Here is an 18270-nt window from a genome sequence, read left to right as displayed (position 1 = left end):
ACGCCGGGGGCCCGGGGCGCGGCCCGCGGATCGTCCGCCTTCGTCTGGCTTCGCCTGGCTTCGTCCGCCGGGGCGACTCGGGAGGCCACCCGGCGGGGCTACTCGGCGGGGCGCTCGCCGGCCGGGGCGGTGGCGGTGGCGGCGCGCAGGGCTCGCAGGCCGCGGACGCCGATCCAGCCGATGGCGAGGCCGAGCAGCAGGGAGGTGACGGCGAGCAGGAGGTGGACCCAGAAGAAGGCGGTGGGCTGCCCGTGGTCGCCGTTCACGAAGGCCTGGCCGCCGGAGTCCTTCCAGAGGTTCTTGACGAAGGTGGTCCAGATGAAGACCGACCAGACGCCGAAGGCGGTGAGGAACCAGGAGACCGGGCGGCTGAGCTTCATGGTGGCGGGGTCCTTCGCGGCAGACGGGGTGCCCGTCCAGTATGCGGGGCCCGCCGATCGGAGCAGCGGGCGGTACTCGTTCGTGGCGTCGAACGACGGCGGGAGCGGGTCCGGGGCGGGTGCGGGTTATTTTTCCGGAATGCTGATAATCCGCCGGATTCTCCACGGTTCGTCCGCTGCCGCCCTGCTGCTGGTGCCCGCGCTGCCGGCGTCCGCCGCCGCGCCCGGGGACGCCCCGCCGCCCGGCGTGGTGGGCGGGGAGCGGCTGGGCGCGGCGGGGGTCCAGGTGGCGCCGGGGCCGGGGGCGCCGCCGCTGCCGAAGGACCTGACCGGGAAGTCCTGGCTGATCGCGGACGCGGGCACCGGGCAGGTGCTGGCGGCGTTCAACGCGCACGCGCAGCTGCCGCCGGCCTCGACCCTGAAGATGCTGTTCGCGGACACCGTGCTGCCGCGCTTCCCGGCCTCCGACGTGCACAAGGTGGCCTGGGCGGAGCTGCAGGGGATGGGGGCGGGCAGCAGCCTGGTCGGCATCAAGGAGGACCTGGAGTACAAGGTCGAGGACCTGTGGCGCGGGGTGTTCCTCTCCTCCGGCAACGACGCGGTGCACGTGCTGGCGAACATGAACGGCGGGGTGGCGAAGACCGTCGCCGACATGCAGGCCCGGGCGGATCAGCTGCAGGCCAGGGACACCCACGTGGTCAGCCCGGACGGCTACGACATGGACGGGCAGGTCACCTCGGCGTACGACCTGACCCTGTTCGCCCGGGCGGGCCTGCGCGATCCGGAGTTCCGGGGCTACTGCGCGACCCGCTGGGCGCAGTTCCCGGGCGCGGTGGACCAGAAGACCGGGCAGCGTGGGAGCTTCGGCATCGCCAACACCGACCGGCTGCTGGGCAGCTACCCGGGCCTGATCGGGGTGAAGAACGGCTACACCACCAACGCGGGCGCCACCTACACGGGCGCGGCCGAGCGCGACGGGCGGACGCTGCTGGTGACGGTGATGCACCCGGCGGACAGCCCCAAGGTCTACACCGAGGCGGCGGCGCTGCTGGACTGGGGCTTCGCCGCGGCCGGGAAGGTCACCCCGGTGGGGGCGCTGGCCGAGGACCGCGCCCCGGAGCGGGCCCCGTCGGCGGCGGCCCGGCCGGTGGCCGACGCCCCGGCCGGACCGGGCGGTTCGACCGCGCCGGGCGCCCCGGCGGCCCCGCCGGTCCCGGACGGCGGGCCGGCGGCGCACGCGGCGGCGGGCGGGCCGGGGCCGGCGACCTGGTCGGCGGTCGGGCTGTGCGCGGCGGTCGCGGCGGCGGGGCTGCTGCGGCTGCGGACCCTGCGCCGCCGGGCCGCCCGCGCGGGGGGCCGGCCGGGCTGACCGGGCCGGCCGGGGCGTCCGGCGGTGCGGGGCCGTCGGGCGGTCCGGGGCGTCGGGCGGTCCGGCGGTCCGGCGGGGCAGTTGGATCAGGCGGTGCGGCGGGCGGCCCGCAGGGCGCGGCGCACCGAGCGGGTGGCGACGGGCGGCAGGACGTCGAGGGCGATCCGGCGGGGCAGCGAGCGCCGCGGCCGGGCGGGAGCGGGGGCCGGGGCAAGCTCGGGCGCCGGGGGCTCGTCCCAGGCGAGGCGGTGGCAGCGCTGCCCGGCCAGGTGCTCCTCGTCGAGCCGGAAGCCCTCGCCGCGCCAGTCCCGGTCGAGCAGGTCGGCGCGGACCGCCTCGGGGTCGCCCCAGGTGCCGTAGAACTTCTCGGGGGTGAGCAGCACCGGCCGCAGGCCGAGGGTGAAGACGGCCTCCCAGACGGCGGCGGCCACGCCGGGGGTGTGCGGGGCCCGGTAGTCGTCGAGGGCGACCACGCCGTCCTTGGCGAGGGCCTCCCGGGCGACCAGGATGTCGCCGGCCACGTGCTCGTACAGGTGGGAGGCGTCGATGTGGACGAAGCGGCAGCTGCCCGCGGGGATCCGGCCGTCGGCGAGGACCGAGGTGGGGGCCTGGACGATCGCCGGCAGTTCGGGGTGGAAGGCCAGGTAGTTGGCCTCGAAGGCGCGCCGGGTCAGGGTGTCGCGGTAGGACATGTCCATCTCGGCGGAGTTCTGGTCGTCCGGGGCCTCCAGGTCGAACAGGTCGCAGACCGTGAAGGTCTCCCCGGCGCGCAGGTGGTAGCCCAGCAGGATCGCCGAGCGGCCCAGGTAGGCGCCCATCTCCAGCAGGTCGCCGGTGGTCCCGGTCTCGCTCTGCCGGTCGAGCAGGTGGGCGAAGACCTCCTGGTCGGCCCGGAAGAACCAGCCCGGGACGTCGTCCGGGGCGGCCGGGACGGGGAGGCCCTCGGGGGCGGCGGGAGCGGCGGCGGTGCCTGGTGCGGACACGCGGTCTCCTGGGGAGCTGGCCGGGGCCGGGGCACGGCGGTGTGCGGTCGGCGGGAACCGGACTGGTGTGACCGGGATCATAGTCACTCGTCCGGACGCCGCACAGCGGGCGGGGCGGATGTCTCCCCGGCGGCTTCGAGCGCGGCCTCGGCCTGCCGGACGGCGCGCAGCCGGGCCCGTTCCGGGTCGGCGAGCGCGGTCCAGGCCGCGCAGTACATCAGCAGCCGGGTGACGAAGTCGATCCACAGCAGCAGGGCCACCGGCACGCCGAACGCCCCGTACAGGCTGCGGCCGGCCACCGAGCCCAGGTAGGAGGAGAGCAGCAGTTTCAGCAGTTCGAAGCCGACCGCGCCGATCAGCGCGCCCTCCAGCAGGGCGCGGCGGCGCTGGCCGGTGATCCGCGGGAACGGGCCGAGCAGGTAGGCGAAGAGCAGCAGGTCGGCGCAGACCGCGATCAGGAAGCCCAGCCCGGACAGCAGCCAGCGGGCGGCCCCGCCGTCCAGGCCCAGGGCGTCGGAGAGCCGGTGGACCAGGGTGGTGGCGAGCGCGGAGGCGGCCAGCGAGGCCAGGCAGACCAGGCCGAGGCCGAGCAGCACCACGCAGTCGCGGGCCTTGACCAGGACCGGGTTGCCGCCGTCGTCCGGCAGCCGCCACACGGTGCGCACCGCGCCGCGCATGGTGTCCACCCAGCCGAGGCCGGAGATCAGCAGCAGCAGGCCGGAGACCAGGCCGACGGTGCCGGCGTTGGCCGCCATGGCGTCCAGGTCGAGCGAGTCGGCGAGGCCCGGCAGCTGCTCGGTGATCTTGTCCTGGAGCTGGTGCACCCGGGAGTCGGAGAGGGTGGCCAGGGCGATCGCCAGGGCCACCGTGAGCAGCGGGAACAGCGCCAGGAAGCCGAAGAAGGTGACCGCCCCGGCCAGCCGGTTGCCCTGGACGTCGTCGAACAGCAGGTACACCCGGTAGGGCCGGCTGCGCAGCAGTCGGGCGGCGAGCGGGCCGATCACGGGCAGCTTGGTGAGGAAGTCCACGCATGGCTGTATACCGGCGTCCGGGTCCCCGCCGCGGGAGCGGGGGCCGGGCCCGGCGCGCCGCGGGCCGTCCGGGGCCCGTCACGGGCCGTCCCGGGGCCCGCCACGGGCCGTCCCGGGGGCTCCGGGGGCTCCGAGGCTTCGGGGCTTCGGGTGAGGACCCGTCAGCCCGCCCCCGCCGGGCGGGGGTTCAGCGGCGGACGGCCCGGCGGGCCCGGGCCAGGGCCCGCAGGCCCTGGAAGCCGAGGTAGTTGCCGCGGCCGAGCAGTTCGCCGCGCAGCCCCTCGCGGCCGGGCGGCGGCCGGTAGCCGGCCGGGCGGTGCCGGGCGCAGTGCTCGGCGGCGCGGCGGAAGAACTCGCGGCGGTCGCCGGGCGGGACCCGGCCGGGCTTGGAGACCACGGTGGCGAGGTGGCCGAGCATCATCCGGTAGATGACCGGGCGCCAGCGGTCCAGGTCGGGGCGGGTGTCGAGGAAGGCGAACACCCGGTCGTACTGCGCGAAGACGTCGAAGTGCTTGCGGGAGGCGGTGGCCAGGATGTTGCCGCCCTCGCGGCGCTGCCGGTAGTGCACGCCGACCCGGTCGAGCAGGGTGATCCGCTCGGCGGCGAGCAGCGCCGGATAGGTGAACGGGGTGTCCTCGTAGTAGCCGGGCGGGAAGGACAGGTCGTGCCGGAGCAGGAACTCGCGGCGGTAGGCCTTGTTCCAGGCGACCTGGAGCAGGTCGAGCAGGTCCCGGCGCTCGTCCAGGGTGAACACCTCGGCGCCGGGGCGGGCGAAGACCGGGGCGGAGGCGGAGCGGGCGACCCGGCCGTCCCAGTGGCTGCGGGCGTAGTCGAACACCAGCAGGTCGGGGTCGCCGGTGGCGCGCAGCCGGGCGTCGGTGTCGGCGAGCAGGCCGGGGGTGAGGGTGTCGTCGCTGTCCAGGAAGACCAGGTAGTCGCCGGTGGCGAGGGCGGCGCCGGCGTTGCGGGCCGGGCCGAGGCCGACGTTCTCGGGCAGGTGCCGGACGGTCACCCGGGGGTCGCGGGCGGCCGCCGCGTCCAGGATCGCGCCGCAGCCGTCGGGCGAGCGGTCGTCCACCGCGATCAGCTCGAAGTCGGTGAAGGACTGCGCCAGGACCGACTCCAGGCATTCGGGCAGGTACTCCTCGACGGCGTGCACCGGCACGACGACACTGAACCGCGGCATCTGTTCTCACTCTCCTGGCCTGGCCTGGCCTGGCGCAGACTAGCAAGCCCGGAGAGGTAGGATCGCGGCCGGTGCCGGTCCGCTTTCGCACGTTTCACGGGCCCGCCGGCCGCACTCCCTGAGGAAAGGCTCTGCGCTACCGATGGCCCCCCGTCTGTCCGTCGTCGTCCCGATCTACAACGTCGAGCGCTACCTCGAGGAGTGCCTGGACTCCATCGCCGCGCAGACCTTCGCCGACTTCGAGTGCGTCATGGTCGACGACGGCTCCAAGGACTCCAGCGCCGCGATCGCCGAGGCGTACGCCGCGAAGGACTCCCGCTTCCGGCTGGTCAAGCAGGTGAACAAGGGCCTGGGCGCGGCGCGCAACACCGGCTACCGGCACATCTCCGAGGGCACCGAGTTCCTGGCGTTCGTCGACAGCGACGACACCATGCCGCCGTCCGCCTACGAGCTGATGATCGGCACGCTGGACGAGACCGGCTCGGACTTCTGCACCGGCAACGTGCTGCGCTTCCGGGCGGTGGGCCACTACCAGTCCGGCGGCCACCGCAAGCCGTTCGCCGAGACCCGGCTGCGCACCCACATCACCGAGATCCCGGCGCTGATCACCGACCGCACCGCCTGGAACAAGGTCTACCGCCGCGCCTTCTTCGACCAGGCGGGCGTGCTGTACCCCGAGGGCATCCTGTACGAGGACGCCCCGGTCAGCGTGCCGCACCACTTCCTGGCCCGCCGGGTCGACGTGCTCGCCGAGCCGATCTACCACTGGCGCGAGCGGGAGGTCGGCGAGATGTCGATCACCCAGATGAAGACCAACCCGAAGGGCGTCGTCGACCGGGTCAAGTCGATGGAGCTGGTCCGGGATTGGCTGTCGGCGCAGAGCGACCCGAAGTTCCGCAAGTACCTGCGCACCTACGACGAGAACAACCTCGTCGAGGAGATCCCGATGTTCTTCGGCTCGGTGCTGGAGAACGACCCGGCGTACAACGCGGCCTACCTGGAGTCGGCCGGCCGGCTGCTGCGCGCGATCGGCCCCGAGCAGGTCCGCAAGCTGCGCGCCCCGCTGCGGCTCAAGTACCACCTGACCCTGCAGGGCCGGCTGGACGAGCTGATCGAGCAGCTCCGCTTCGAGAAGGACAGCAACGGCGCGGCCCCGGCCCGCGGCCTGCTGCGCCCGTACGCCGACTACCCGTTCCTGCGCGGCGGCCGCAAGAGCGTGCCCGCGGACGTGCTGCGGTTGAAGAATGCCCTGGTGATGCGCTCGCGGCTGTACGAGGCCCGCTGGGAGGGCGGCCGGCTGCGGCTCACCGGCCACGCCTTCCCCGAGCACCTGGGCGCCGAGCACCGGCACGACATGGTCAAGGCGCTGGTGCTGCGCGAGGCCAAGGGCCGCGGCGTGGTGGCCGTGCAGACCAAGGCGCAGTACAGCCCGGAGGCGACCGCCAGCTCCCCGCACGACCTGTACAGCTGCGACTGGGCGGGCTTCGCCGCGTCCATCGACCCGCAGCGGCTCAAGCAGCGCGGCGGCTGGAAGGACGGCTCCTGGCGGGTGCTGGTGGCCGGGGCCGGCAAGGGCGGCGTGTACAAGGGCCGGGTGTCGGTCGGCTGGCACGACCGCAGCGAGTACCCGCCGGCGCACTGGGTCGAGGACGACGTCCGGATCGTGCCGTGGTCCCGGGACGGGCACCTGCTGCTGCGGGTGGAGCGGGTGCGCGCCCGCGCGGTGGCCGCCACCGCGCAGGACGGCACCGTGGAGCTGCGCGGCCTGGTCCGCTCCGGCCCCGACCTGGCCGGCGCGGAGCTGCGGCTCAAGCACGTCGAGTCCGACCGCGACCTGTTCGCCGAGCTGGAGCTGGGCACCCCGGCCGGCCGCGACCTGCCGTTCACCGCGCGGTTCCGGGTGGCCGACCTGACCGCCGTCCGGGAGTCCTGGGACGCCCTGGACCCGGCCGCGGAGGAGCGCACCCGGGACCGCTGGGACCTGGAGCTCAAGCTGTCCGACGGCAGCGCGCTGCCGCTGGTGCTGGACGACCGCACCGCCGCGGTGGAGCTGCACCTGCCGCTGGCCGGCGGCGCCCGCGCGCTGTACGCCAAGCCCTCCCCGTCCGGCTACCTGCAGCTGTGCGACCAGGTGCTCCAGCCGGTGATCGAGGAGGTGGCCCGGGCCACCGACGGCGAGGGCTTCGTGCTCAGCGGGTCCTTCCCGCTGCCCGGCGCCCACCGCTACGAGCTGGTGATCCGGCACGTGAAGCGGCAGGAGGAGCACGCCTACCCGGTGGAGATCGCCGACGGGCGCTTCCGGGCCGCGCTGCCCGCCGTGCCGACCGCGTCCTTCGCCGGCCGGGTGCCGCTGCACAAGGGCACCTGGACGGTGCTGTTCCGCCCGGTCGGCGCCCCGGTCGACAGCCTGTGGCCGGCCGCCGTGCTGGACTCCCGGACCTTCGACGCGCTGCCGCTGGAGGTCGAGGCCCGCGGCAAGCGGGTCGCCCTGGAGCGCCGCGGCTTCGACACCCTCTCGCTGGAGTCGCACGACCCGCTGACGCCCGACGAGCGCAGCGGCTACCGGCAGCGCACCCTGCGGCACGCCTACGTCGAGCAGCCGGCCGGCCCGCTGACCGACACGGTGCTCTACCACACCGTCCGGGAGGACTGGTGGGCCGCCGACGGCGGCGTGTACGGCGACTCGCCGCGCGCGGTGCACGAGGAGCTGGTCCGCCGCGGCCTGCCGCTGCGCCACCTGTGGACCTCGGTGGACCTGCAGGCGGAGCTGCCGCAGACCGCCGAGGCCGTCCGGCACCGCTCCCCCGAGTGGTTCCGGGCGCTGTCCACCGCGAAGTACGTCGTCACCTCCACCCACCTGCCCACGTACTTCCGCCGCCGCCCCGGCCAGGTCGTCCTGCAGACCTGGCAGGGCGTGCCGCTGAAGCGGATCGGCGCCGACTTCGAGAAGGTCTGGTTCACCGACTCCGGGTACCTGGAGCACCTCAGGGAGGAGGTGCCGCAGTGGAGCCTGTTGACGGCCGGCAACCGCTGGTCGGTGCCGGTGCTGCGGCGCGCCTTCGGGTACACCGGGAAGGTGCTGGAGAGCGGCTCGCCGCGCAACGACCTGCTGTTCGCCGCCGACCGGGAGAAGACCGCCGAGCGGGTGCGCGAGCAGCTCGGCCTGCCCGAGGGCAAGCAGGTCGTGCTGTACGCGCCGACCTTCCGGGAGGACCGCCGGCTGCCCGACGGCGGCTACCAGTTCAACCTGCAGCTCGACCTGGACGCGGCCCGCGCCGCGCTGGGCGACGACCAGGTGCTGCTGGTGCGCAGCCACGAGGTGGTGCGCGGGCAGATCGCCGAGGCCGGCAACGGCTACGTCTGGGACGTCAGCACCTACCCCGACACGGCCGAACTGCTGCTGGTCGCCGACGCCCTGGTGACCGACTACTCGGCCTCGGTGTTCGACTTCATGAACACCGGCCGCCCGGTGCTGTTCTTCGCCTACGACCTGGAGCACTACCGCGACAACCTGCGCGGTTTCAGCTTCGACTTCGAGGCCCAGGCACCCGGCCCGCTGCTGCGCACCTCCGCCGAGGTGGTCGGCGCGCTCGCCGACCTGCCCGGGGTGGCCGCCGAGTACGCCGACCGGTACGCGGCGTTCCGCGAGGCGTACGGGGACCTGGACGACGGCCGGGCCGCGGCCCGGGTGGTGGACGCGCTGCTGGCCGAGGGCGAGTGACGGCCGGCGCCCCCCGTCAACCGGGGGGCGCCGCTCCACCACCGGTCAACCCACCGCCGGTTCCCCTCCCATTCCAGGAAAAACGGCGAATGCTGAGAATTTTCCCAGGAGGGGGGGAATTGACTTTCCCAGGTGGCCTGGATGTCATGAAGAAGTGTCTCGACTCTCCCTTTTCGCCGGCCGACAGGACCGCACCCGCACCGCCTCCGACGTCTCGGCCAGGGTGGGTCTGCGACAGGCCGCGTGGGACGGCGGCGTGCTCTCGCTGCTCGGCGACGGGCGGCTGGCGGGGCACCCGGGCGACCGGCCGGGCGAGACCTCGGTCGAACTCGAACTGGTCCCGCCGTCCGGGCGGCGCCCGCTGCGGCTCGGCACCCGCCCCCGCTACCTGCCCGAGGCCACCGACGACAGCGCCCAGGAGGCGCACGGGCTCGACTGGACCGGCTTCACCGCGCTGATCGACCCCCGGTCGCTGCGCCGGGGCGGCCAGTGGCAACCCGGCACCTGGCGGGTCGAGGCGCTGGTGGCCTCCGGCCGGCTGCGCGCCCGCACCACGCTGGCCGCGCACTGGTGCGGCAGCGCCGAGTACCCGCCGGTCCACTGGGCCGACGCGGACGTGCTGGTGGTGCCGCAGTTCGGCGCCGGCACCCTGCAACTGACCGTGCTCACCGGCCTGGCCGCCGTCACCGGCCTGGAGAGCGACGGCGACGGCTTCCTGGTCTCCGGCCGCGCCCCCGCCGGGACGGCCGGCGGCACCCTGGTGCTGCGCCACCGGGAGACCGACACCGGCGTCGCCTGCGCCACCGACTGGGACGGCACCGCGTTCACCGCCCGCGTCGGGGCCGGGCAGTGCGCCCTGGCCGGGCACTGGGAGCCCAGCCTGCTCGGCCCCGACGGCCGGACCACCGCCGTGCGCGCCGACTGCCCGCCCGTCGGCCGCCGTCAGCTCCCGCTGCCGGACCGGCAGGCGCTGTACGCCAAGCAGCTCTCCGACCTGCACCTGCAGTTCCGCGTCCAGGACCCGGAGCCGTTGGTGGACGCCCTCACGCCCGTCCCGGAGGGCTACGAGCTGGCCGGCGAGCTGCCGCACCACGCCGACCGGCCGGTCGAGCTGGTGCTGCGGCACAGCGGCGACGGCCGGGAGCGCCGCCGCCCGGTCGAGCTGACCGGCGACGGCCGCTTCCGCACCGTCCTGGCGCTCGAACCGGCGGCCTCCGACGGCCGGCCCCGGCCGCTCGCCAAGGGCGTCTGGGAGCTGTCGCTGCGCCGGACCGGCGCCCCCGGGGACGACGGCCTGCCACTGCGCCTGCACCCCGCCGCGCTGGCGGCGCTGCCGCTGCGCGGCACCCGCGGCCCCAAGACCTTCCTGCTGGAGCGGCGCTGGCACGACACCCTGATCCTGGACAGCACCCCGGTGCTCACCGCCGCCGAGCGCAACGCCCGCCGCCAGCTGCGGCTGCGCACCGCGGACTACCCGGCGGCCCGCCGCCTGCCGCTGCGCGACGCCGTGCTCTACGACGTCTTCGGCGGCCGCAGCTACTCCTGCAACCCGCGCGCCGTGCACGAGGAACTGGTCGCCCGCGGCCTGCCGCTGGAGCACCTGTGGGTGGTCGAGGACGGCCAGGAGCAGCCCCCTGCGGGCACCACCGCGCTGCGGATGTGGAGCCCCGAGTGGTACGAGGCGCTGGCCACCAGCCGCTACCTGGTCGGCAACACGCACTTCCCGGACTTCCTGGAGCGCCGCGAGGGCCAGGTGGTCGCCCAGCTGTGGCACGGCACCCCGCTCAAGCGGATAGCGCGCCAGGTGCGCACCGAGTGGATGGCCGAGGACGGCTACCTGGACCGGCTGGAGCGCGAGGTGCGGCAGTGGAACCTGCTGCTGTCCCCCAGCCCGTTCGCCGGCCCGATCCTCGCCGACTCCTTCGACTACCGGGGCGAGCCGCTGGAGGCCGGCTACCCGCGCAACGACCGGCTGGTGCGCGCCGACCCGGTCGAGCGGGCCGCGGTCCGCGCCCGGCTCGGCGTCCCGGAGGGGCGCACGGTGGTGCTGTACGCCCCGACCTGGCGCGACGACCAGCGCGACGGCGACCGCTACCGGCTGGACCTGCGGCTGGACGTCGAGGCGGCCCGGGCCGCCCTCGGCGAGGACCACCTGCTGCTGCTGCGCCCGCACGTGCACGTCGGCGGGCGGATGCCCGACGACGACTTCGTCCGGGACGTCTCGGACCACCCGGACGTCGCCGACCTGATGCTGGCCGCCGACGTGCTGGTGACCGACTACTCCTCGCTGATGTTCGACTTCGCGGTGACCGGGCGCCCGATGCTGTTCTTCACCTACGACCTGGAGCACTACCGCAACCGGCTGCGCGGCTTCACCTTCGACTTCCAGGCGCACGCGCCGGGCCCGCTGCTGTCCACCTCCGCCGAGGTGGTGGCCGCCCTGCGCGACTTCGACCCGGCGCCGTACGCGGAGCGCTACCGGGCCTTCCGGGAGCGGTTCTGCCCGCTCGACGACGGCCGGGCCGCGGCCCGGGTGGTCGACCGGATGCTCGAACTCGCCCGTCCGCTCCCGGCCGGCTCCCAGTGAACCCCCAGTGAAGCCCCGGGGAACTCCCAGCCGGTCCGGGGGCGGTCAGGCAGCGCCGAATCCGAATGCCGACCAGGGACGCCACACAGAATCCGCCCCGAACCGTGAGAGGACGAACTCACCGACCTCGAAGACCGCCCGGAAGCTCCGGGCGTCCTCGTAGGCGGCGTCCAGGACCGGTTCGGGGAGGCCGTGGGCGACGGTGACGTGCGGGTGGTAGGGGAAGGCCAGTTCGCGGGCGAGCGGGCCGGAGCGGACTTCGGCCTCCAGTTCGCGGCACTCCTGGGCGCCCTCCTCGACCCGGATGAACACCACCGGGGAGACCGGGCGGAAGGTGCCGCTGCCCTGGAGCAGCATCCGGAACGGGCGGCGCGCGGCGGCCACCGTCCGCAGGTGGTGTTCGATCGCGGGCAGCAGGGCGGTGCGGGTCTCGGTCGGCGGGAGCAGGGTGACGTGGGTCGGTATCGACCTGGCCTGCGGGTCGCCGTGGCCGGCCCGGGCGTCCTGCACCCGGCTGCCGTAGGGCTCCGGGACGTGTATGGACACGCCGATGGTGACGGCCTCGTCGAGGCCGGCACCGTCGGGGGCGGCAGCCGTCGGCATCAGCGCTTGGGCGCCAGGAAGCCGACCCGGTCGTAGACCTCGGCGAGCGTCTCGGCGGCCACCGCGCGGGCCTTCTCGGCGCCCAGCGCCAGCACCCGGTCCAGCTCGGCCGGGTCGTCCAGGTACTGCTGGGTGCGGGCCTGGAACGGGGTGACCCACTCGGTGAACAGCTCGGCGAGCTCGGTCTTCAGGGCGCCGTACATCTTGCCCTCGAAGTGCGCGACCAGTTCGTCGACCGACCGTCCGCTGAGCGCGGAGTGGATGCGCAGCAGGTTGGAGACGCCGGGCTTGGCGGCCTCGTCGTACGTGACGACGGTGTCGGTGTCGGTGACGGCGCTCTTGAACTTCTTGGCGCTGGTCCTCGCCGGGTCGAGCAGGTTGACCAGGCCCTTGTCGGTGGCCGCGGACTTGCTCATCTTCGCGGCCGGGTCCTGGAGGTCCTGGATCTTCGCGGTGGCCTTGAGGATGTACGGCTCGGGCACCGTGAAGGTCCGGCCGTAGCGGGTGTTGAAGCGGTCCGCGAGGTCCCGGGTGAGCTCCAGGTGCTGGCGCTGGTCCTCGCCGACCGGCACCGCGTCGGCCTGGTAGAGCAGCACGTCGGCGACCATCAGCACCGGGTAGGTGAACAGGCCGACCGTGGTGCGGTCGCTGCCCTGCTTGGCCGACTTGTCCTTGAACTGGGTCATCCGGGAGGCCTCGCCGAAGCCGGTGAGGCAGTTCATCACCCAGGCGAGCTGGGCGTGCTCGGGCACCTGGGACTGCACGAACAGGGTGCAGCGCTCCGGGTCGAGGCCGGCGCCGAGGAGCTGCGCGGCGGAGATCCGGGTGTTCTGCCGCAGCACCGCCGGGTCCTGCTCGACGGTGATGGCGTGTAGGTCGACCACCATGTAGAAGGCGTCGTTGGCCTCCTGGAGGTCGACCCACTGGCGCACCGCGCCGAGGTAGTTGCCCAGGTGGAAGGAGCCCGAGGTGGGCTGGATGCCGGAGAGCACCCGGGGACGGTCCTTCACGGGACCGGTGACCGCTGCGTTGACCATGCGGCCATTGTTCCAGTTCCCCGGGCCGGTCAGGAAACCTCCGGGGCCACCGGTTCGGCCGGTGTGACGGTGCTCACCCGCAGCCGCTCGACCCGCCGCCCGTCCAGCCGGGCGACGGTCAGCCGCGCCCCGGCGTCGGTGACCACCTGGTCGCCCTTGCGGGGCAGCCGGCCCAGTTCGCGCACCACGAAGCCGGCGACCGTCTCGTACGGGCCCTCGGGCAGGGTCAGGCCGGTCTCCTGGGTGAAGTCGGAGAGGTTGAGCAGCCCGTCGATCTCGACGCCGCCGCCGGCCAGCCTGCGGGTCGCGGTGGTGTCCTGGGCGTCGTACTCGTCGCGGATCTCGCCGATCACCTCCTCGACCAGGTCCTCCAGGGTGACGATGCCCGCGGTGCCGCCGTACTCGTCGACCACGATCGCCAGGTGGTGGCCCTCGCGGCGCATCTCGCCCATCGCCTCCAGCACCCGCTTGGTGGCGGGCAGCAGCTTGACCGGGCGGGCCAGCTCGCGCACCCGGACGGCCTGCTCGCCGCGCGCCCCGTACAGGTCGCGGACGTGCACGAAGCCGGTCACCGCGTCGTAGGAGCCCTCGACCACCGGGTAGCGGGAGTGCGGGGCGGAGTCGGTCTCGGCCCGGACCTCGCCGACCGGCCGGTCGCCGTCCAGGAAGGTCACCTCGGTGCGCGGCACCATCACCTCGCGCAGCTGGCGCTCCCCCGCCGCGAACACCTCGTTGATCAACGCGCGTTCGTCCGAGCCGAGTTCGGTGTTGGCGGCGACCAGGCCGCGCAGTTCCTCGGGGCTCATCACGCCGCGTCCGGCGCTCGGGTCGCCGCCCAGCAGGCGGACCATCAGGTTGGTCGAGTGGCCGAGCAGCCAGATCACCGGCCGCAGCACCACCGACATCACGTCGACCACCGGCGCGGCCAGCAGCGCGATCGACTCGGCCCGTTGCAGGCCGATCCGCTTGGGCGTCAACTCGCCCAGCACCAGCGAGGCGTACGAGATGACCAGGGTCAGGCCGACCAGCGCGACCGCGTCCGCGACGCCCTCCGACAGGCCGGCCCGGACGAACACCGGCGCCAGCTTCCCGGCCAGCGTGTCCGCGCCGAACGCGGCCGACAGGAAGCCCATGCAGGTCACCCCGACCTGCACCGCCGCCAGGAACCGGTTCGGGTCGGCCGCCAGGTGCGCGGCCCGCCCGGCCCGCCGCGTCCCCACCGCCTCCAGCGCGCGGATCTGCCCCTCGCGCAGCGAGATCAGCGCGATCTCGGCGACGTTGAACAGGCCGCCCAACATGATGAACACCAGGACGAGCGCGGCGTCCTGCAGGGTTTCGCTCACGGGGCGAGTGTAGGGCGGCCGCGCCGACCGGTCCGGGCCGAACGGGTCGAACGGCTGGGCCGAGGGGGCGCGCGCGGCATGTCGTGCGCCGGGAATCCTGCGGTACCGGCCGGTCGGCGATAAAGTCGCGCGAAACTGCCCGGCCGGACCGGTCCGGGTGGCTGTCGGCCGAAAGCGCAGGACCGTTCCATGGCCCGGACCGCCCCGTCCCCGCCCGCGTCCTCCCCCGGCCCCGGCCGGGACCGGACCGGCGTCGCACTGCCGGTCCTGCGGCGGCTGACCGGCCGGGTCTGGCTCCTCCCGGCCCTGCTCGCCCTGGCGTCCGGCCTGCTGCTGATCGGCCGCCCGGTGCTGTGGCACGACGAACTGGCCACCCTGACCGTGATCCGCCGTCCCCCCGGCGCGATCCTCGCCATGCTCGGGAACGTCGACGCGGTGCACGGCCTGTACTACCTGGCCATGCACTACTGGACGGCGGCGGCCGGCGAGTCCCCGACGGCGCTGCGCCTGCCGACGGTGCTGGCGATGGCCGGTGCCTCGGCCTGCACCGCGCTGGCCGGACGGCGGATGTTCGGCCCGCGCGCGGGCCTGCTGGGCGGCCTGGTCCTCGCCCTCACCCCGACCGTCGCCCGGTACGGCCAGGAGGCCCGCTCGTACGCCTTCGTGACGCTGATGGCCGCGGCGGCCCTGCTGGCCCTGCTGCGGGCCCTGGAACGGCCGACGGCACCGCGCTGGGGCGCCTACGCGCTGACGCTGGTGGGCACCGCCTACCTGCACCTGGTGGCGCTGGCCTTCCTGGCCGCGCACGCCCTCGGCGTCCTGGTCGCCTGGCGGCGGGAGCCCCGCGGGTGGCGGCGGCCCGCGGGTTTCGCCGCCGCGGTCCTGCTGGCCGTGATCTGCGCGTACCCGGTGGCCGTGCTGGGCCGGGAGCAGTCCGGCCGGCAGATCGGCTGGATCCAGGCGCCCGGTCTCGCTCAGCTGGCGGACGTCTGGGGCGGGCTCTTCTGCTCCACGCTGCTGGCGGGCGGCGTCCTGCTGGCCGGCGCGCTCGCCTGGGGCGGCCCCCGGCGGGACTCCGCCGCGCTCGGCACGGCCGGCGTGCTGCTCCCGGTCCTGCTGCTGTGGGTGCTCTCCCGGTACGGCTCCCACTCGTACTTCATCGCGAAGTACATGTTCTTCGTCCTGCCGGCCGCCTGCTCCCTGGCCGGCGGGGGTCTGGCCCTGGCCCGGCTCCGCGGCGCGGTGGCCGCGCTGGCCGTCCTCGGCCTGCTCGCGTACCCCGACCAGGTCGCGGTGCGCGGCCCGCTCTCGCACGCCCGTTACGAGTACCCGAAGCCGCTGACCTGGTTCGTCCCGCTCGACTACCGGGCCGCCGCCGCGGTCGTCGACGCCGGCTCCCGCCCGGGCGACGGCGCCGCGTACGGCCAGCAGCGCGACGCCCTGTGGTGGGGGATCGACATCGGAGTGCCCTACTACCTGGACCGCCTGCCGCGCCACGTCCGGCTGCGGGACGTCTCGGCGGGGGAGAGCGGAGAGCGGCGCGACGACCTGTGGCCCGGCCTGTGCGCCGAGCCGGAGGCCTGCCTGCACGACGAGCCGCGGATCTGGCTGGTCTCCAAGGACGACGGCGACCCGGACGTGCTGAAAACCGTCCACTACGCCGAACAGCAGACCCTGGAACGGCACTTCACCGTCCAGCAGGTGTGGCGGGTCTCCGGCCTGAGCGTCGCGCTGCTGGTCCGCAGATGACCGGGCCAGCCCCGTCGTCGCGTGATGCTTGACCCGCCTCGAATAGTGATGGGGCCCGGGTACCCGCCACGACAAGGCCCATGAGCCCTGCCAGGCCGCCGATCGCACCGTTACGGTGCTGTTCCGGGTCCGATCTTCGAGAACCGGCCCTGAGGGCATTGCAGAAGGCGGTGGCAGGACAGGTTGAAGTCCGCCCCGGCCTACTGCGGCGTCAGTCGGGCCCGGCGGTCAACTGGCGGTGTCGGTACCAGACCACGAATCGCGGGCCAGGCTTCAGGACGCCCTCCTGTTCCAACCGGTCCTGCCAGACGCGGCCAGCCTGGGCACCGGTGACCACCAGGCGGTACCAGCACTTCACCGGGTCGAATCCGTCGTACCCGACCACGATCGTCCCCGCAACGAGTTCCTCGGTCTCGTCAACCGGACCAGCCAACCGGAACTCCCTGCCGTGCGGAAACGGGGTCGCCAAGAACCCGGGATAAGGCTCGTGTTCGTCAGGCGGGTACCAGGGACGGAGCAGCGGACACACGCCCGCCCCGCCGTCTCCCACGGTGAGCAGGAACTCTCGGTAATCCTCCGGAAGTTCGATCGCGAAACGGTCCTCGAACGCCCGCACCTCGGACTCGGTGAGCACGGGATTCAAATCACCGCGCCGCCGGGCTGCGTTCCCAGTAGCCGCCCCGAACAGCGATAGCCACCATCTACGGTCCATCGGACCACTTCCCTCTGCAGACGTACGGAACAGCCCTGCCGAAGGGTATCCGGCAGGGCTGCGGTCCGTGGACGACGGCTATGAGGGAGGTGTCACCATCCGCCGCCCTTCGTCTTGGTCTCGGCCACGGACGCCCCGGTGAGTACCTGCAGGTCGTACTTCTTCACAAGTGAGAAGCAACTACGGCAGGGGCCCAGGGGTGCCTCGGTCTTCTTGGCGGGTGGGAGGATAGTGAACGCCGCGACCTTGCCACCGGTCGGGTCCCTCCCGTCCTGGATGGCCTGGTTGATGCACTGGACCAGACCGCACTGACCGTGGCCGTTGCCCCGCGAGAAGTCTGGAAGATCATTCAGGACGTTGTCGACCTCCGCGACGTTCTTCGCCTTGGTGCCCTTGAGGCTGTAGTTCAGGTACATCGTGCCGTCCGGCAGGAGCAGACCCTCCGACATGCCCGGACGCCTGTTGTTGCTCTTGAAAGTGTCATACGAGTTGTACATCTGCTCGCGGACGGCGTTAACCAGCGCGGCCTGGGCGGGGTCCTCTGCGAGTGCCTTGGTGAACCCGGTCGCTCCGATCGGGTCGTCGAGGGCCATGGGCAGGAACCCACCCGCCGCGTAGTTCGCACTCTCGAACTCCACTCCGTGAGCGAGGATCCACTGTTCGTAGTTCTCGCGCAGACGGTCACCGGCGGAAGGCCCGGGGGCCAGGCCGGTAAGGAAGTCGCCGCCGAGTGACAACGGTTCGATCACGAGCGTCTGGACCAGGCCTGCAAAGAAGTCTCGGTCCCGGTTGGGCACCTTCACGCCCCAACCCCAGCTGGTGGGCTGCAGTTTCTTCTTCGGCGCGTCCGTCGTCCAGGAGTCTGAACCGCCGTACTTCCCGAAGTCGATCACGGTGATGCTGATCTTGTTACCGCATATGTTGCCGACGTTCTCGTACACCCAGTGATCGGGGCCGCCGCCCCACAGGTCGGTCGTCCCGTCGTTGCAGGTACCCGAACACTTGCCTTCGGGACGTAGGCCGGTGGGGTCGCTCTTGGCGACGGGGTTGCTGCCGGCGTAGTTGTAGCCGCCGAGTTGCTGGGCGTCGGTGGGGTCGAAGAGTGGGTCGGGGCTGATGAAGCTCCCCGTGCCGGGGTCGTACTGGCGGACGCCGAGGGTGGTGAGTCCGGTGGTGGTGTTGGTGGGCTTGTTGAGGAAGCCGCGGTTGTCGAACCAGCTGACGGTGGTGCCGCGGGGGGTGCCGTAGGGGGTGAACTGGCGCCAGGTCGGGGTCTGGCAGGTGTTGTCCAGGCTCAGGCCGGCGGTGCCGTGGGGATCGGTGATCTCGAAGCGGTAGTTGGTGCCGAGGCCGGTGCGCACGACGGTGCCGCCGCCGGGCAGGGGGGTGTAGCGGGTGCCGGTCACGCTCGTTCCGGTGAGGGTGAGTTGTTGGCCGGGCAGGTAGAGGACGGTGGAGGTGGGGTCCTTCTGGAGCAGGACCTGGCCGTCGGCGTCGTAGACGTACTTCGTGTCGCCCGCCGGGCCGCTGACCTTGCTGAGACGATGGGCGTTGTCCCAGGTGAGGGTC

The 18270-nt window shown here is 73.5% G+C and carries 13 protein-coding genes; 4 read left to right on the top strand and 9 right to left on the bottom strand.

Annotated elements, in window-relative coordinates; translation table 11 throughout:
* Window positions 1-98: 98 nt before the first annotated feature.
* Complete coding sequence (locus K353_RS27955) at window positions 99-380, bottom strand: SCO4848 family membrane protein (RefSeq protein WP_111556288.1); 282 nt, start codon at window positions 378-380, stop codon at window positions 99-101.
* A gap of 139 nt (window positions 381-519) precedes the next feature.
* On the opposite strand from K353_RS27955, the gene K353_RS27950 reads away from it, so the two are divergent.
* Window positions 520-1749, top strand: coding sequence for a D-alanyl-D-alanine carboxypeptidase family protein (locus K353_RS27950; RefSeq protein WP_111556287.1), 1230 nt, complete (start codon window positions 520-522; stop codon window positions 1747-1749).
* An 86-nt stretch (window positions 1750-1835) separates the two neighbouring features.
* Here the strand turns inward: K353_RS27950 and K353_RS27945 are convergent, their stop codons facing one another.
* The 3 genes from K353_RS27945 to K353_RS27935 all read right to left on the bottom strand — a co-directional run bounded on the left by K353_RS27945 (window position 1836) and on the right by K353_RS27935 (window position 4949).
* Window positions 1836-2732 (bottom strand): class I SAM-dependent methyltransferase, encoded by an 897-nt coding sequence (locus K353_RS27945; protein ID WP_233533871.1) that lies wholly within the window; start codon window positions 2730-2732, stop codon window positions 1836-1838.
* Between the two features lie 83 nt (window positions 2733-2815).
* Window positions 2816-3760, bottom strand: coding sequence for a YihY/virulence factor BrkB family protein (locus K353_RS27940; protein ID WP_111556285.1), 945 nt, complete (start codon window positions 3758-3760; stop codon window positions 2816-2818).
* Window positions 3761-3950: 190 nt separating this feature from the next.
* Entirely contained in the window at window positions 3951-4949 is a 999-nt protein-coding gene (locus tag K353_RS27935; protein ID WP_111556284.1) for a glycosyltransferase, read from the bottom strand.
* A gap of 142 nt (window positions 4950-5091) precedes the next feature.
* Here K353_RS27935 and K353_RS27930 point away from each other — a divergent pair, with 142 nt between their 5' ends.
* Together K353_RS27930 and K353_RS33950 are read left to right on the top strand one after the other, a co-directional pair.
* A complete protein-coding gene (locus K353_RS27930) occupies window positions 5092-8670 on the top strand; it encodes a CDP-glycerol glycerophosphotransferase family protein (RefSeq protein ID WP_111556283.1) in 3579 nt (1192 codons plus the stop codon).
* Window positions 8671-8824: 154 nt separating this feature from the next.
* Entirely contained in the window at window positions 8825-11257 is a 2433-nt protein-coding gene (locus K353_RS33950) for a CDP-glycerol glycerophosphotransferase family protein (RefSeq protein ID WP_146616584.1), read from the top strand.
* 45 nt (window positions 11258-11302) lie between these two features.
* On the opposite strand, the gene K353_RS27920 is transcribed toward K353_RS33950, so the two are convergent.
* From K353_RS27920 to K353_RS27910, 3 genes are read right to left on the bottom strand one after another with little or no spacing between them, the layout of a single operon-like run.
* On the bottom strand, window positions 11303-11860 hold the full coding sequence (locus K353_RS27920) for a 2'-5' RNA ligase family protein (protein WP_111556282.1): 558 nt from the start codon (window positions 11858-11860) through the stop codon (window positions 11303-11305).
* The gene (gene trpS / locus K353_RS27915; protein WP_111556281.1) at window positions 11860-12897 is read right to left on the bottom strand and encodes a tryptophan--tRNA ligase; all 1038 of its coding nucleotides are present in this window, start codon (window positions 12895-12897) and stop codon (window positions 11860-11862) included. The genes K353_RS27920 and trpS overlap by 1 nt, the downstream gene beginning before the upstream one ends.
* 29 nt (window positions 12898-12926) lie before the next feature.
* Window positions 12927-14240 carry a hemolysin family protein gene (locus K353_RS27910; RefSeq protein ID WP_111556280.1) on the bottom strand — a complete coding sequence of 438 codons (1314 nt, stop codon included), beginning with the start codon at window positions 14238-14240 and terminating at the stop codon, window positions 12927-12929.
* Window positions 14241-14429: 189 nt separating this feature from the next.
* Here K353_RS27910 and K353_RS27905 point away from each other — a divergent pair, with 189 nt between their 5' ends.
* Window positions 14430-15989 (top strand): glycosyltransferase family 39 protein, encoded by a 1560-nt coding sequence (locus K353_RS27905; protein ID WP_111556279.1) that lies wholly within the window; start codon window positions 14430-14432, stop codon window positions 15987-15989.
* 211 nt (window positions 15990-16200) lie between these two features.
* Here the strand turns inward: K353_RS27905 and K353_RS27900 are convergent, their stop codons facing one another.
* A complete protein-coding gene (locus K353_RS27900; protein WP_111556278.1) occupies window positions 16201-16623 on the bottom strand; it encodes an SMI1/KNR4 family protein in 423 nt (140 codons plus the stop codon).
* Window positions 16624-16793: 170 nt separating this feature from the next.
* Window positions 16794-18270 (bottom strand): RHS repeat domain-containing protein (locus K353_RS27895; protein ID WP_305000339.1); only part of this gene is annotated, 1477 nt, incomplete at its 5' end.

Origin of the sequence: Kitasatospora sp. SolWspMP-SS2h, from assembly GCF_003259315.1 — a bacterium.
Lineage (GTDB): Bacteria > Actinomycetota > Actinomycetes > Streptomycetales > Streptomycetaceae > Kitasatospora > Kitasatospora fiedleri.
Note: the sequence above shows the minus strand (reverse complement) of the source record. Positions and strands in the feature narration are given on the sequence as shown.